The organism is Shewanella psychromarinicola (assembly GCF_003855155.1).
Classification (GTDB): Bacteria; Pseudomonadota; Gammaproteobacteria; order Enterobacterales; family Shewanellaceae; genus Shewanella; species Shewanella psychromarinicola.
On sequence record NZ_CP034073.1, the window covers coordinates 4,534,727 to 4,550,995 of the forward strand.

General features: G+C 42.9%; 10 protein-coding genes. 5 read left to right on the forward strand and 5 right to left on the reverse strand.

The features are described from left to right. Positions 1-71 precede the first annotated feature (71 nt). The 4 genes from mak to EGC80_RS19765 form a co-directional block, all read right to left on the reverse strand. Positions 72-977 carry a fructokinase gene (gene mak, locus EGC80_RS19750; RefSeq protein WP_124011855.1) on the reverse strand — a complete coding sequence of 302 codons (906 nt, stop codon included), beginning with the start codon at positions 975-977 and terminating at the stop codon, positions 72-74. Positions 978-1,050: 73 nt separating this feature from the next. Continuing rightward, positions 1,051-1,851, reverse strand: a complete 801-nt coding sequence (gene cysQ / locus EGC80_RS19755) for a 3'(2'),5'-bisphosphate nucleotidase CysQ (protein WP_124011856.1) — start codon at positions 1,849-1,851, stop codon at positions 1,051-1,053. Between the two features lie 372 nt (positions 1,852-2,223). After that, entirely contained in the window at positions 2,224-4,863 is a 2,640-nt protein-coding gene (locus EGC80_RS19760) for a glycoside hydrolase family 3 protein (protein ID WP_124011857.1), read from the reverse strand. Between the two features lie 10 nt (positions 4,864-4,873). Beyond that, positions 4,874-6,181, reverse strand: a complete 1,308-nt coding sequence (locus EGC80_RS19765) for a sugar MFS transporter (RefSeq protein ID WP_124011858.1) — start codon at positions 6,179-6,181, stop codon at positions 4,874-4,876. A gap of 352 nt (positions 6,182-6,533) precedes the next feature. On the opposite strand from EGC80_RS19765, the gene EGC80_RS19770 reads away from it, so the two are divergent. From EGC80_RS19770 to EGC80_RS19780, 3 genes are all read left to right on the forward strand, one after another. Then, entirely contained in the window at positions 6,534-7,865 is a 1,332-nt protein-coding gene (locus EGC80_RS19770; protein ID WP_124011859.1) for a GH1 family beta-glucosidase, read from the forward strand. A gap of 97 nt (positions 7,866-7,962) precedes the next feature. Then, on the forward strand, positions 7,963-9,291 hold the full coding sequence (locus EGC80_RS19775; protein WP_124011860.1) for a glycoside-pentoside-hexuronide (GPH):cation symporter: 1,329 nt from the start codon (positions 7,963-7,965) through the stop codon (positions 9,289-9,291). 317 nt (positions 9,292-9,608) lie between these two features. Beyond that, the gene (locus EGC80_RS19780; protein ID WP_124011861.1) at positions 9,609-10,625 is read left to right on the forward strand and encodes a LacI family DNA-binding transcriptional regulator; all 1,017 of its coding nucleotides are present in this window, start codon (positions 9,609-9,611) and stop codon (positions 10,623-10,625) included. Positions 10,626-10,634: 9 nt separating this feature from the next. Here EGC80_RS19780 and EGC80_RS22505 read toward each other — a convergent pair whose 3' ends face one another. Next, positions 10,635-10,787, reverse strand: a complete 153-nt coding sequence (locus EGC80_RS22505) for a hypothetical protein (protein ID WP_164839503.1) — start codon at positions 10,785-10,787, stop codon at positions 10,635-10,637. A 514-nt stretch (positions 10,788-11,301) separates the two neighbouring features. Here EGC80_RS22505 and EGC80_RS19785 point away from each other — a divergent pair. Then, entirely contained in the window at positions 11,302-14,238 is a 2,937-nt protein-coding gene (locus EGC80_RS19785; protein ID WP_124011862.1) for a TonB-dependent receptor, read from the forward strand. A 405-nt stretch (positions 14,239-14,643) separates the two neighbouring features. After that, on the forward strand, positions 14,644-16,239 hold the full coding sequence (locus EGC80_RS19790; RefSeq protein ID WP_124011863.1) for a tryptophan halogenase family protein: 1,596 nt from the start codon (positions 14,644-14,646) through the stop codon (positions 16,237-16,239). Positions 16,240-16,269: the final 30 nt, after the last annotated feature.

Genomic DNA, 16,269 nt, shown 5'->3' on the forward strand with positions numbered 1-16,269 from the left:
GTTTGGTATAAGGAGCAGATTAACGCTCAATGATATGAATTAAGACTCGTTCTCACAGAAATGAACTGAAGCTACGTCTGGTCTTTGCCCCACAGCCATGCTGCACCGCGAACGCCTGAAGAAGCACCAAATTTATTCTTAACGACTTGGGTTCCGCATTCACGGCCAACAACATATTTCGGTAACACTTTAGGTAGTTCGGTATAAATGGCATCGATATTAGAGACGCCGCCACCGAGTACAATCATGTCTGGGTCCATCATATTAATCACATGCGCGAGAGAACGCGCCAAGCGATCGATATAACGCTCAAATGCAGCTGTTGCCAATGGATCACCCTGTTGCATTATTTCAGCAATTTGAATGCCACTGGTTGCTTCACCGCCTACGGCGCGAAAATCACGCACAAAGCCAGTACCCGAAATAAAGGTTTCAATACAGTCACGATTACCACAAAAACAGCTGGTGGTATTAAACTCATCGGCCGTCATCCAAGGTAGAGGATTATGTCCCCATTCGCCGCCAATGCCATTACCACCGCCATGTACACGGCCGTTAATGGCAATGCCTGCACCACAACCTGTACCGATAATGCCACCAAAAACAACACCTTTACCGGCGGCAGCGCCGTCAACCGCTTCTGATACCGCAAAACAGTTTGCATCATTGGCAACACGCACTTCGCGGTGCAGCACTTCACTTAAGTCTTTGTCTAAAGGATGACCGTTAATCCAGGTTGAATTTGAGTTTTTTACCAAGCCGGTAAACGGTGACACGACCCCTGGGATCCCAACACCTACAGAACCTATTTGTCCTGTGGCCGATTCAGCATCGGCAACTAAACTCACAATGGCTTCAATAGTTCCAGGGTAGTTTTTGGGAGTAGAAATGCGCTTCCTGAAAATTTCAGCACCATCTTCGGCTAACGCCACTATTTCAATTTTGGTACCACCGAGATCGACGCCCATGCGCATCATAACTTGTCACTCCATTTGCTGATTATTAATTGGGACTCCATATTTGACCAACAAAGGCTGAAAACGATTCCAGCTACTTGCGGGCAAACCATGCCGATGATGCGGCAATAAAATACGGATTTAAAATATTTTCTTTCTGGTTATATTGCAGTGGTGTTAGTGCCGGATATTCAACAACCCGTCCACCCGCACTTTCCAATACCGCTTGCGCTGCTGCAGTATCCCATTCACTGGTTAGGCCTAGTCTCGGATAAACATCGGCTTGGCCTTCGGCCACCATACAAAACTTCAATGAGCTACCAACACTCAGCATCTGATGCTCACCAATATGTTGTAAATAGGCTGCAACATCTGGGCTAACATGGGAACGACTGCCGACTACAATTGGCGGCGATTGCACTGCTCGGTCATGAATATCTAATATCGATAACTGCCCGTTATGCTCAAGCCAAGCACCTTGGCCAACAATGCCGCTATAACATTTACCTAATACTGGCGCATAAACTACGCCGGCTATCGCTTGTCCTTGGTGGATCAGCGCAATATTGACAGTAAATTCACCATTGCGTTTAATAAACTCTTTAGTGCCATCCAGTGGATCAATCAACCAATAGGTTTGCCAGGTTTGTCGTTCTGCCCAACTAATATCAGCATCTTCTTCACTCATCACAGCAATATCTGCAAAATGCTGTTTAAGGCCGGCAACAATCACATTGTGGCTAGCGATGTCAGCCGCGGTAACCGGGCTATCATCTTGTTTAACTTCAATCTGTAAATCAGTTTGAGCATAAACTTGCATAATGACTTCGCCAGCTTGTTTGGCGAGAGTTACTATTTGCTGTAAGTCTGTTTTTGAAAATACAATGTTAGACAAATCAATTCCTTATCAAATTCATATCACGTTAGAGATCAACACACTATCGATACGACATTATGCCATTATTAACATCATAGATTGATAACCATTTGATTGCACTTCAATCAAAAATAACTAAGCACCGGTTTTCAACAACTAAGTATGATTGTTGAGTAACTGTATATTGACTCCGCTTGATACTAAGCCAAGCGTCGTCACACTCAAGCAATACAGTCCATTTTTGCATTTCTATTCAACCGCTAGATATCGCTATGTCATCGTCTCGCATTCGCCAGTCAATATTAAAGCGCTATTATCACCTTTATTCTAATTATGATTAGCTAGGCTTATCAGTAATAAAATACCCATAACACATTAATAATAAATACTTTACTGGCATTGAATGGTATTGCCGCCTTGCTTGGCTTGGATGACAACATCGCTAAAGCTCAATTCAACTTTCGCTTCCGTGGCCAGATAAAAAGGCGACACAAGTTTAGCAAAATCCATTGGCTCACCAGCGAAGCAATTGAGCGATACACTGATGGCTTGCCATTCGCCTAATTTAGCATTGACCAGCTTGGCAATATCCACTTGTTGACGGCAATCACCTTCACACGCCAACCCTAACCACAACGGCTTTTGTACTGGTTGCAGCACTTTAATGCTCAGTGATAACGCTGAATCACCTTTGCTGTAGGCTCTAAAGTCGCGCGGAAAATTACTGATTAAACCAACAGTCCCTTGTTCACTACCATTAAAAGACACTAAGCGTGCATCTTCTTGCACTACGCGATCCATAGTACGGATATTCAGTGCACTATTGTTTGCCACGCTGCTTGATAAGCCCTGTCGCTCATTATTGGTTGCTATGTACATTGACCAAGGAGATTTCACTGCTCGTTCAAATAAAGCTAAGTCTTCAAGTGTTTGAGTTGCTGAAAAATTATCTTCTGATAACTGATCTAAGGTTACCGCATCGGTTGACGCTGACTGATAGGTTAACCCATAGCCGTAAGGAATAAGCGGTTGATAGTCAGCTTGGGCTTGGGCGCTGTTATCTTGCGCTAATGGCACGTTAACTTGAGTTTGCTGTGGCGAAGATGGCCATGAGAATGACAATTTACCGACAAAATCATAAGCAACACTACCATCTGGCTTAGTGAACAACACGTCTGCTATGCCTTGGCCTTCAGATCCTGGAAGCCACGCGGCAACAAACGCATCTGACTGGTTAAATTCAGAGTTAACCCACATTGGGCGACCGCTGATAAATACTGATACAACCGGGATCCCCTGTGCTTTGAGCTTTTTCAATAACGCCAAATCACGCTTATCGCCACGTTGATATTCTAGATTATCAATATCGCCGTTACCTTCTGCATAGGGCTCTTCTCCAAACACCACTATTGCAACATCAGGTTTTTGCTGCGGGTCAAATTCACCGGCAACACTCAATGTGGCTTTACCACCAGCTTGAGTTACCAATTTATCAATGCCTGCGTAAATTGATGTAGCACCAGGAAAGTCACTATTTTGGTTATCAGTGCCCTGCCACGTAATGGTCCAGCCACCGGATTGTTTACCGATATTATCAGCAGCATCACCTGCCACCAACACCTTAACGTTCGGCTTTAGCGGCAATAATGATTGATTATTTTTAAGCAGCACTAATGATTCTCGTACCGCTTGGCGAGCTACTTCACGGTGACTTGCTTGACCAATTAATTCTGTTTTACCCGATAACGGACGATTGACAGGGCTAGGTTTTTCAAACAAACCCGCACGAAACTTGACTCGCAAAATACGGCTTACCGCATCGTCTATCCGCGCTTGACTAATCTCGCCGCGGTTAACTTGGGCGATAGTATTTTCATATAATGGTTTCCAAGCTGCAGTTGGCACCATAAAGATGTCTAACCCAGCATTGACGGCTTGCGCACAAGACTCATTAGTACAGCCTGCAACTTGTCCGTGACCGTTCCAATCACCTACCACAAAACCATCGAAATTTAATTTATCTTTAAGTACATCTGTTAATAGATATTTATTGCCATGATTTTTAACCCCATGCCAGCTATTAAATGATGCCATAACACTTTGTGATCCAGCATTGAGTCCACCCACATAGCCTTGTGCATGTATGTCATATAAGTCTTGTTCACTGGCCAGGTTTTCGCCCTGGTCTATGCCTTTTTCAGTTCCTCCATCACCTAAAAAGTGTTTTACCGTTGAAATAACATGTTGATCAGATAAAAAATCGCCTTTCACTGAGCCTTGTAGGCCTTCGACAATGGCATAAGCATAGGTTTTTACAATCTGTGGGTCCTCAGAATAACCTTCGTAAGTCCGGCCCCAGCAATCGTCACGCACCACCGCAACGGTGGGAGCAAATACCCAATCAATCCCCGTTACCATGACTTCTTTGGCTGTAATCGCAGCAATTTTTTCAATTAATTTAGGGTTATTGGCGGCGCCCAAACCAATATTATGCGGAAATAAGGTCGCGCCAATAACATTGTTATGACCGTGTACGGCATCGGTGCCCCACATGGTTGGAATATTAATGCCGTCGACGCTGTCATCAATTGATGCTTGATAAAATGATTCAGCTAACGCAATCCAATCTGCTGGAGTCGCGTGCTTGTCATTATTAGGATAAGCACCGCCACCATTAAGATATGATCCAAAACCATATTTACGCATATCTTCAACGGTAATATCACGGATCTCTGGCTGGATCATCTGGGCCACTTTTTGTTCAAGCGTCATCTTGGCCACTAATGCATCAATATTGGCTTCTAATGCTGGATCTTTTGCTATGGCTGGGGTTAATTGAGGCCAAATAGCTAATGACTTTGATGCGGTGTTCTCAGCGGTAACATTAATAACAGCGGCTTCTGTAGCAAGCTTATTTGTGGGTTGACTGTCGTTGCACCCGCTGAGGCTAAACAAAATACCTAAGGCAATCAAGCTGGTTTTTGTCGACGTTATGGCTATCGAGACACGCTGTAATTGAGTCTGTTTCATTGTATTTCCCTTACGCCATTTCTGTTGACACGGGGCGTTTTGCATCACACCCTATCAACCCGTAATAACCAATAAAGCCGTAACATAAAAGAGGCACAATAAACGCTAATTGAATGCCAATACTGTCCGCTAACATACCTTGAAATAACGGCAATACCGCGCCACCCACAATGGCTAAGCATAAAATGCCCGAACCTTGGCTAGTGTGTTGTTTTAAATCATGTAACGCTAAGCTGAAAATAGTGGGGAACATAATTGAGTTGCATAATCCGACTAGCAATAACGCCCACATGGCAACGGTGCCAGCACTTAACATGGCTGCAGCAACCAAAATACAAGCACATACCGCGTTAAACGCTAGCACCTTACCCGCTTTAATTTTTTGCATCACAGCAGCGCCAATAAAGCGCCCTACCATCGCACCACCAAAGTAGTAAGCAATATAATGTGCTGCCTGCGATTCAGACACCCCGCCAATATGATCTTGAGTTAAAAAACTGATCAAAAAACTGCCAATACCGACCTCAGCACCAACATAAACAAAAATACCTACCGCACCCAATACCAGATGTGGATATTGCCATGCGCTGCCTTTGACTGCTGCACTAGACTGAGTGTCTCGTTTACCCAGTAAAGGCAGTTTTAGCAAAATAAAAATGAATGCCAATACAAACAACGCACCCGCTAAAATAAGATAAGGCGTTTGTACTGCACTGGCTTGTTGCTGAACAGATAGCTGGCCAATCACTTCGCCAACTTCTGTGATTTTATCGTCGTGCTCCACCGTCGACAAAATTAACCAACTACCGAAAAATGGCGCAACGGTAGTGCCTAATGAATTAAATGCTTGGGTTAACGTTAACCGAGATGATGCCGTTTCAGCAGGGCCTAACGCACTGACATAAGGATTGGCTGACACTTGCAAAATAGTAATACCTGATGCTAATACAAAAAAAGCAAACAAGAACATATTGTAAGAGCCATAACTAGCCGATGGGTAAAACAGTAAACAGCCAATACAGGCAATAATTAATCCGGTAATAATACCTTTCTGATAACCAATCTTACCCACTAGCGCACCCGCCGGGATCGACACAATAAAGTAGGCCCCAAAAAAGCAAAACTGCACCAGCATCGCTTGGGTGTAATTAAGGTCAAACATATTTTTTAAGTAAGGGATTAAAATGTCATTGAGGCAGGTTAGAAAGCCCCACATAAAAAATAACGATGTTAACGCCACTAACGCAAAGCGAAAGTTCCCCTGCTGATGGGTTGAATTAATCTGAGTTAATTCTGATTGAAGCTGCGAAGTCGCCATGACATTCCCTTATTGTTGTTAATCGTTATGTTGGGTTGCAGTACCTTACGTCAGTGACAATATCACCAAAAATAATCTCCATATCGTCAGGTCAACACCGACAATGTTGCATTTGGTTCATTGATAATAATTAGCCGAATCAATTATTGACCTTTGGATAATTAATCACTAATCTCAATGTAAGCGCTTTCATTTTTAACATATCGATAACTGATGTCAACGATTTTTAAACGCTAGAGCATAATTTTTACTGTGTAGTTAACACGTCACAATGGCTTTTCTCGGGGTGTTTCAATCTAATACGTTATTAATAAAAATAGACAAAATTAATCAATACTAAGTGAATAAATATATGAAAATTATGTTACCAGCCGATTCCAAAATGCATTCAAAAGCGTTCACCTTTGGTGTGGCGACTGCTTCTTTTCAAATTGAAGGCGCAGTGGCATCACGCCTCCCTTGTATATGGGATACATTTTGTGCCACTAAAGGTAAAATTCGTGATAACTCTAACGGTGAGCAAGCTTGCGAGCACGTTAAATTATGGCGTGAAGACATTGATTTAATTGAATCATTAGGGGTTGATGCCTACCGTTTATCAATTTCCTGGCCTCGGGTTATGCACCAAGATGGCAGCCTTAACCCACAAGGTGTTCAGTTTTATACCGACTTACTTGATGAATTAATCCGTCGCGGTATTAAACCTTTTGTCACCTTATATCACTGGGATTTACCGCAACATATTGAAGATAATGGTGGTTGGTTAAATCGTCAAACGGCCTATCAGTTTGCGGACTACGCCGACAAAATCACTCAAGCGTTCGGTGACAGAGTGTATTCCTATGCCACCTTTAACGAACCTTTTTGCAGCTCTTACTTAGGCTATGAAATTGGCGTTCATGCACCTGGATTAGCGAAAAAGGCTTATGGTCGCCAATCGGCGCATCATTTATTACTGGCACATGGCCTAGCCATGAAGGTACTGCAAAAAAACAGCCCAACTAGCCAAAATGGTATTGTGCTTAACTTTACCCCTTGTTATAGCGCAACCGACAGCGTTGCAGACGTACAAGCCGCCGACAAAGCCGACCAATACTTTAATCAATGGTACATAAAACCGTTATTTGACCGGTGCTACCCAGACATCATCAATGATTTTGCCGCAGAAGATGTACCCATTATTGAAGACGGTGATTTTGATATTATCGCCCAACCCATCGATTTTTTAGGGATTAACTTCTATACCCGCGCGGTTTATAAAGCCGATGCGGAAAATGGCTTTAGCCAAGTAGACATGGTTGGCAAACCTAAAACCGATATGGGCTGGGAAATTTATCCGCAAGCCTTTACTGATTTGCTAACCTCATTACATGCGCTTTATCCATTACCACCGATATACATTACTGAAAATGGTGCGGCAATGAACGATAAACTGCTAGATGGCAAGGTAGATGATGTTGACAGAGTCAAATATTATGACGCCCACTTAAATGCAGTAAACAAGGCCATTGAACAAGGTGTTAATGTTGTGGGCTACTTTGCTTGGAGTTTGATGGATAATTTTGAGTGGGCAGAAGGTTATTTAAAACGCTTCGGTATTGTCTATGTCGATTATGCTAACCAACAGCGCACCTTAAAAACCAGTGCACACGCATATCGAGACTTTATTAGCGCAAGAAAATAACTAAACATAAAATGGAGATTAAGTCGTTATCTAAATGACTTAATCTTATTCAAACAGTTGCATCATTTTAAAATATAAAATAATAATTGAGGCATGTATGATCAGTATAAGAGAAAAAGTAGCCTACGGACTTGGGGACACCGCCAGTAACATTGTATTCCAAACGGTAATGCTATTTTTAACCTTTTTCTACACCGATATTTTCGGTATTTCACCTGCATTTGTTGGCACCATGTTTTTAGCCGTTCGCTTAATTGATGCCATTACCGATCCATTAATGGGTGCATTAACTGACCGAACCCATACTCGTTGGGGAAAATTTAGACCCTACCTATTATGGTTTGCCCTGCCCTTTGGAATAATCAGCGTACTTGCCTTTACCACCCCAGATTTGTCTGAAGATGGCAAAATAATTTATGCCTTCGTAACCTACACGGCATTAATGATGGTTTATACCGCCATTAACATTCCTTACTGTGCCTTAGGCGGGGTATTGACTGCCGACCCTAAAGAACGGGTATCAGTGCAATCATATCGTTTTGTGTTTGCGATGCTGGGCGGATTATTGGTGTCTGGCCTAACCTTGCCATTGGTGGAGTTTTTAGGTAAAGGCGATCAAGCAAAAGGCTACCAACTGACCATAGCTGCCATGAGTATTTTGGGGGTAGCGATGTTTTTGGTCTGCTTTTGGGGCACCAAAGAACGCCTACATCCGCCCGTTGATCAGCAATCAAGCTTTAAAAAAGACTTTACTGACATGCTCCAGAATGACCAATGGCGTGTGTTAGCCATAGCGGCAGTATGCTTATTATCAGGAATGGTATTGCGCACCAGTTTAGCGATTTACTACGTTAAATATTTCTTAAATATGCCAGATTCCATCACACTGTTTATTACCCTTGGAATGGTCGGTAACATTTTTGGCTGCATTTTGGCTGAGCCGTTAGCGAAGCGTTTTTGTAAAGTAAAAGCCTACATCACCTTGCAGCTGATCGCGGCAGCAATGTGTGTCATCAGCTACTTTGTTGCAAGTGACCAAGTGGTGTTAGCTTTTGCGATGTTTATTGTGTGGGGGTTTACCTTCAACATGGCTACCCCGTTACTCTGGGCCAAAATGGCTGATGTAGTCGATTACGGTCAATATAAAAACGGCGTGCGTATTACTGGGATGATTTATTCATCGGTGATTTTCTTTATCAAACTTGGGGTCGCTATTGGTGGCGCTGCCGCGGGTTGGTTACTGGCTGGTTATGGTTATCAGGCTGATGTTATCCAAACAGAGCATACCCAACAAGGGATATTATTATCATTCACCATTTACCCTGCTATTGGTTCATTACTGGTGGCTTTTGTCATGCGTTGGTACACCTTAGATAATCAAAAAGTGGACCAAATTCACTTAGAATTAAATAGAGAAGCGAAATAAAAGCATGTTAGTCTTGGAACCATGTGATCCAAGCTGGCTGGATACCAATCGTATTAAATATTTGCTCATTAGCGGAAACTCAAAGCGCTGTCAGCAAGGAGAACGATTGACGTCATACTCGCGCTCTGGCGAAAGCGTTCAGCGCAGCATAAAGCACGCTAAAACCCGCCCTACGGGAGGCACTTAAGTATTCCATTTCTGTGTTGCATTGATGTAAAACGGCATAACCATTTTTATATCAATGTGCCTTGAATTTAAATGCTTGAGCGGCTCTGATCTGACTAAATATTTAATTTGATTGGTATAAATACAATAATATGGCAACAATTTACGATGTATCCGTGATGGCAGGTGTGTCTCTGGCGACAGTGTCCAGAGTGATGAACGACAACACCAAAGTCAGTGATAAAACGAAGCAAAAAGTACTCGATGCAATGGCGGCGCTGGGCTATCGCCCAAACACTATTGCCCAATCATTAGCCTCAAACTGTTCCAATAGTGTCGGAGTGTTAGTGTCACAACTTGATGGCCCTTATTATGGCCCAATGATGACAGAAATCGAAACAGCCCTTCGCACTGCCAATAAACATGTCATTATTGCCGCCGGTCACAGTGATGAAAAACAAGAAAAAGAAGCGGTTGAGTTTTTATTAAGTCGCGGCTGTGATGCGTTGATTTTAGACATTGAAGCCGTATCTGATGAGTACCTGATTAAGCTAAGCAAAGCATCAACGCCAGTGGTCTTTATTAACCGCTATATTGAATCAATTAAAGAGCGTTGTGTTTATTTAGAAAATGAACTTGGTGGTTATATGGCGACTCAATATATCCTGTCGCTTGGGCATAAAGATGTCGCCTATATTTCTGGGCCATTATACAAACTCGATGCCAGAGATCGTCTTAAAGGGCATAAACGAGCCCTGCAAGAATACCAAGTACCATTCGACCCAGAATTGTGCTTTGAAGGTAACTTCCGCGAATTTGGCGGTAGTGATGCAATGGAATATTTACTGTCACGCAATAAACCCATCACTGCGGTGGTATGTGCTAGCGATCAAATGGCCTCTGGGGCAATATCGGTGTGTTTAGAGCGAGGTTTGCGCGTACCGGACGATATTTCATTTATCGGCTACGATAATATTCCATTTCCACAATACATCTCACCTAAGCTATCGACCGTTAATAACCCAATCCATGAAATGGGTAAAATGGCTGCTCGTTGGGTATTACAGCAAGTGTATAACGATAAAGACGTCACGGTTGAGAGCTCGTTTCAACCTGAGTTATTTATCCGTGATTCGGCTAAAGCGATTTCAACAAACCACGATAATTAACTTTCATTTTCAAGAGCTGTCGACAATATGCGCTGCTATCAAGGGTTGTAATGCCCTTAATGTCAATGTTGCTGATACCTTTTCAAGTTGATCCGCCATCTTACCAATCGTATTTACTATCTGCTCATGTAGCGACTCAAGCGTTCTTCTTTTGCGTTGCATTAATGCGCCATAAATTGAAAAACTTGAGCCACTCTAAGCTATTCTGATAATGAAACAGATTGATATCATAAGCTCAATCTGTTTCAAGCATGATTAACCACCACCCCTGTGCCAGCATCCCTTCGATAGAATGTAGTTTACAAAATGTGCTGCTGATCTTGTGATTTATCAGATAACTTATTACTAATTTCATTCACAAATCGCTTAACAAAAGAAAGCGCTTACATTTTTGCGTGCGTATTTTAATAAAAATTAAACTGTTTACAAACAACAATTAAAAATAATATTAATAAAAAACCTTACACAGAAGTTAACGAAATGTAATAATTAAAACTTGTTTTTGTTGACGGCGGTCACGTTTTGCACTAGTTTTATGTAAGCGCTTACATTAGCAGTTTTATAACACAACTATTTATAAATAATGATTACCGCGTGGATAGAGAATTAAAAAAACGACTTGCGCCTAACCCGCAATATTGAGAGAAGTAGAATCTAGTCAATGGGGATTTCCTAGATGAAAACAACAACATTTACCAAAACCAAGCTTGCTACCAGTTTATCGCTAGTGCTTGGTGTTAGCAGTATGCTACCGGCCTATGCTGCTGATGAAGCCAGTGAAGAAAACATAGAAGTGTTACAGGTCACAGGTATTCGTGGCAGTTTAATTAAATCAATGGATGTCAAACGTTCTTCAAATGGAGTCGTAGACTCTATTTCTGCAGAAGATATTGGTAAGTTTCCTGACACCAACTTAGCTGAATCGTTACAGCGTATCACTGGGGTGTCGATTGATCGTGAAAACGGTGAAGGCAGTAAAGTCACGGTGCGTGGTTTTGGCCCTGACTATAATTTGATCACCCTCAATGGTCGTCAAATGCCTGTTACCACTGGCTCGCGTTCATTTGACTTTGCTAACATTGCATCAGAAAGTATCAGCGGTGTTGAAGTTTATAAAACCAGCTTAGCGTCAAACTCAACCGGTGGTATTGGTTCAACTATCAATATTTTAACCCACAAGCCATTTAGTTCGCCGGGGTTAAAAGCCTCATTTGGTGTAAAAGCGGTTGATGATCAATCAACAGATAATGGCTCAGTTACTCCTGAGTTATCAGGTTTATACTCAAACACGTTTGCTGATGATAAATTTGGTATTTCGCTATCGGCCAGTTATCAAGAACGTGAAAGTGGTAACCAGCAAGCGCAAGTCGGTACAGGCTGGCGCAGCTTTCCCGGTACGACAGACAACAGTGAATGGGGCGGCGTTGCAAAAGACGACACCCAAGTTAATCGCCCTGGTGATGACGACATTTACTCAGTACCACAAACCACCATTTATCGTTTTGAAGAACAGCAACGTACTCGAACTAATGGCCAGTTAGTCTTACAGTACAGCCCCATTGATACCATCGTCGCGAGTTTAGATTACACCTACATGCGTAACGATATCGACACCCAATCTAACGACGTATCAGCTTGGTTTAACTTTGTACCATCTGAAAACGTGTGGAGTGATGGCCCGATTGCATCACCACTCATTTATTCTGAAACTTATGACGCACCTGCTGACTTATCAATGGCAGCAGGCGATTATGGCGTACGTAACGAAAGTGGATCATTAGGTTTTAACATTGAGTGGCAAGCGACAGATAGCTTAAAACTGACATTCGATGCGCACAACTCAACGGCTGAAAATAAACCTAATAATCTTTACGGTTCAAGTAACAGCTTAAGTACCGCAGCTTTTGTGCGTACGAGTGCAGCTACTGACTTTAGTGGTGATTTACCTATCCTGGCAGTTGGTGGTGGTAATGCCGTCACCCCTGCAGATATGCTTCTTACCGGTTCTGTGTTCACTAACGAGCGTAATAAGTCTGAAATTGATCAATATCAGTTTGACGGTGAATATATCTTTGACGACGTGGGTAGCATTGACTTTGGTATTGAGTTGACCAATGTCAATAATCACTCTAAATCCGTTAACGTGCAACGTAACGATTGGGGGGGCGTGGGATCGGCGGGTGACTTTGAAGACGCTTGGTTCCCAGCAGATACGATTCAAGACAAATTTGATGCCACAGGCGGTGATTTCTCGCTTACTGATGGTAACTTCGATATTTTAAATACCATTTTCATGTGGGACTTTCATTCTGTTCGTGACTTCGCGGCAGCAAATTATGCCTCTTCGGTAAGTGGTGACTGTGGAAATGGCTTCTGTCCATCAACTAATTATGCGGCTGAAACTGACCGTTTTACGGAAGAAGAATCACAAGCCGTTTACCTACAGTACAACTACGATAACGAAATTGCCGGCATGCCGTATGACGTGCATTTTGGCTTACGTTATGAGCAAACTGACGTTACCTCAACAGCTGCAGTAGCGGGCTATGATGGCGCAGATTGGATTGCCGAAACTGAAATTGCATTAACACCTACTGGTGAGCAAGTATTTGAAACTAAATCAGGTGATTACGACTACATTCTGCCAAGTTTCAACTTCAATATTGAAGTGGTAGAAGATGTGATGCTACGTGCGGCTTACAGCGAAACGATTGGTCGCCCTAATTACACTGACATTCAAGGTGGTACTGTATTAGCCACGCTCGCTAACCGTACTAATGGTGGTGCTTCAGCGGGTAATCCAACATTACTGCCGTTAGAGTCGCAAAATATCGACTTCTCAGCAGAGTGGTATTACGCCCCATCAAGCTATGTGTCTGTGGGTTATTTCCGCAAAGATACTGAAAACTTCATCAGCAATGGCATCGTTAAAAGCACTAACGGCATTTATAACCCTGCATCAGGTGATTTATATAAAGCAGCAGTAGCAGCAACGGGTACAACCGAAGCAGGCGAAGTTCGTGACTATATTTTCAATAACTTTGCTGATAATGCCGCCGTAGATGTTGCCAATCAAACCATCAGTGGCAGTGCGGCTAATAATGATGAATTATTAAGCTTTAACGTCGACACCCCATCCAACAGCTCACGTAAGTCAGTGATTGATGGTTGGGAATTAGCAGTACAGCACTTCTTTGGTGAAACTGGTTTTGGTGTAATTGCTAACTATACCTTGGTTGATAGTGACGAGGCATACAACAATTACTCATTAGCAGATCAATCTGCAATCATCGGCATCAGTGATACCGCTAACGCCGTACTAGTGTACGAAAACTATGGTTTCCAAGCACGTGTGGCGTACAACTGGCGTGACGAGTTCTTAAACTCGCGTAGTCAAGATACGGGGGCTAACCCTAAGTACACTGAAGCCTACTCACAAATCGATTTGTCTGTTAGCTACGACATCGAATCTGTAGAAGGCTTAACCGTGTTCTTCGAGGGACTTAACATTACTGAAGAGTACACCCGTGTTCACGGACGTGCTGGCGAGCAAGTGTTAAACCTAACCGAAACCGGCGCACGTTATAGCTTAGGCGCTCGTTATACTTTCTAAGCCCATAACGTTAGTAACATTGAGCTTAGTGATATTGCGCTAAGTCGTATTTAGCTAAGGGACATTTAGCTAAAGAGCATCGCGCTAAAAGACATTCCGCCTAATACCCTTGGCGTTAGGCGGAAAATGTTAAAACGTTTTATTTTTAGGTCATTGAGGTGCACAGACTTTGTCACCTCTTTTTATTGCAACACCTTAAGTAACAAGGACGTTACTATTTTTATTTCAGCCTAAGCTCTCAACAAGCTTTTGAGCAGAGATTGAAAAACCAATACTTGAAAGTGGTTACATTTTATTGAATTCTACTTATGATATGACTTGAACATCATAAAATCTGCAACACAAATAACGATAATAATAACAACAATATTAATAACGATAGTGCCAAAGGCGTAGGTAGAGATTATGCAAAACGCAATCACCGAAATAGTCATTGTTGGAGGCGGTACAGCCGGTTGGATAACCGCTGGATTACTGGCTGCTGAGCATAATGTTGATAATGGTGTCCTAGCCCACTCGCCCAAGCTCAACATTACCTTAATAGAATCTCCCGACGTCGCCACAATCGGTGTTGGTGAAGGCACTTGGCCTTCGATGCGTTCAACCTTGAGTAAAATTGGCATCGATGAAAACGAGTTTATTCGTCGTTGCGACGCCAGCTTTAAACAAGGTTCACGATTTATTCATTGGCGCCGTGATCCTGCTAGCCATAACGCCCAAGTAGGTAATCCAGCTCAATCAGACAGTTACTTGCATCCCTTTAGCTTACCCCACGGCCATCAAGAGCTCGACTTATGTCCATTTTGGTTGTCCCATGCAGACCAAGTCAGCTTTGCCGAAGCCGTCAGTAGTCAAGAGGTTCTAACTCAACTGGGGTTAGCGCCAAAATCCATTTCATCGGCGCAGTATCATTTTCAAAATAATTATGGCTACCATCTTAATGCCGGAAAATTCAGCCAACTGTTGACCGAACATTGCACCCAAAAACTTGGGATAAGCCATATTCGCGATCATGTCAGTCATATTGTTAACCATGATAATGGTGATATCGCCAAACTGGTCACCCTAGAAAATGGCGAGATTAGTGGTCAATTATTTATCGACTGCAGTGGCACTAAGTCACTGTTGTTGGGTGAGCATTTACACGTGCCGTTTTTATGCCAAAAAGCGGTATTATTTAATGACACCGCCCTTGCGGTACAAGTACCTTATTCAGGAGATGGCAGTCCTATAGCGTCTTGTACTCATTCAACCGCGCAACAAAACGGTTGGATTTGGGACATAGGCCTACCTACACGCAAAGGCGTGGGGTATGTGTATTCATCAAGCCATACCAATGACGCTGACGCCGAGAGAACACTGTTTACCTATTTGGGGGACGCAGCCACTATCGATAAACTTCAACCGCGTAAATTATCCTTCAATCCCGGTTATCGAGCCAAGTGTTGGCAAAACAATTGTATTGCCATTGGCATGGCAGCAGGGTTTATTGAACCATTAGAAGCCTCAGCATTGGCGTTAATTGAATGGACAGCCTCAACCTTAGCGCAGCAATTACCCCCCAACCGTCAAGTGATGGATACCATCGCAGCAAGGGTGAACGATCGCTACCAATTACACTGGCAACAAATCATCGACTTTTTGAAACTGCATTATGTAATAAGCCAACGTGAAGTTGATGGCTATTGGCGCGACCATCGCGATAACCAATCGATACCCGACAGTTTACAAGCCAAACTTGAATTATGGCGCTACCAAGTACCAAGCCAGTATGATATTAGTTATAAAGAAGCTTTATTTCCGGCCGCCAGTTTTCAATATGTCTTGTATGGCATGGGTTTTCAAACTCAGTTACCCACTCATGTTAAACCGTCAATGCAACAACTGGCACAGCAACTTTTTAACGACAACCAGCAACGCACTCAAGCATTAAGTAAAAGCTTACCCAGCAATCGCGCTTTACTGGAAAAAGTGGCCCAATACGGGTTTCCTAAACTGTAATACACTTTAGCTGAGCAAGCTGGGCTGCTA

Coding starts and splice junctions, on each gene's coding strand:
- EGC80_RS19770 (WP_124011859.1), top strand. CDS start 6,534: ATGAAAATTATGTTACCAGCCGATTCCAAAATGCATTCAAAAGCGTTC.
- EGC80_RS19760 (WP_124011857.1), bottom strand. CDS start 4,863: ATGAAACAGACTCAATTACAGCGTGTCTCGATAGCCATAACGTCGACA.
- EGC80_RS19765 (WP_124011858.1), bottom strand. CDS start 6,181: ATGGCGACTTCGCAGCTTCAATCAGAATTAACTCAGATTAATTCAACC.
- EGC80_RS22505 (WP_164839503.1), bottom strand. CDS start 10,787: ATGCAACGCAAAAGAAGAACGCTTGAGTCGCTACATGAGCAGATAGTA.
- mak (WP_124011855.1), bottom strand. CDS start 977: ATGATGCGCATGGGCGTCGATCTCGGTGGTACCAAAATTGAAATAGTG.
- EGC80_RS19785 (WP_124011862.1), top strand. CDS start 11,302: ATGAAAACAACAACATTTACCAAAACCAAGCTTGCTACCAGTTTATCG.
- EGC80_RS19775 (WP_124011860.1), top strand. CDS start 7,963: ATGATCAGTATAAGAGAAAAAGTAGCCTACGGACTTGGGGACACCGCC.
- EGC80_RS19790 (WP_124011863.1), top strand. CDS start 14,644: ATGCAAAACGCAATCACCGAAATAGTCATTGTTGGAGGCGGTACAGCC.
- EGC80_RS19780 (WP_124011861.1), top strand. CDS start 9,609: ATGGCAACAATTTACGATGTATCCGTGATGGCAGGTGTGTCTCTGGCG.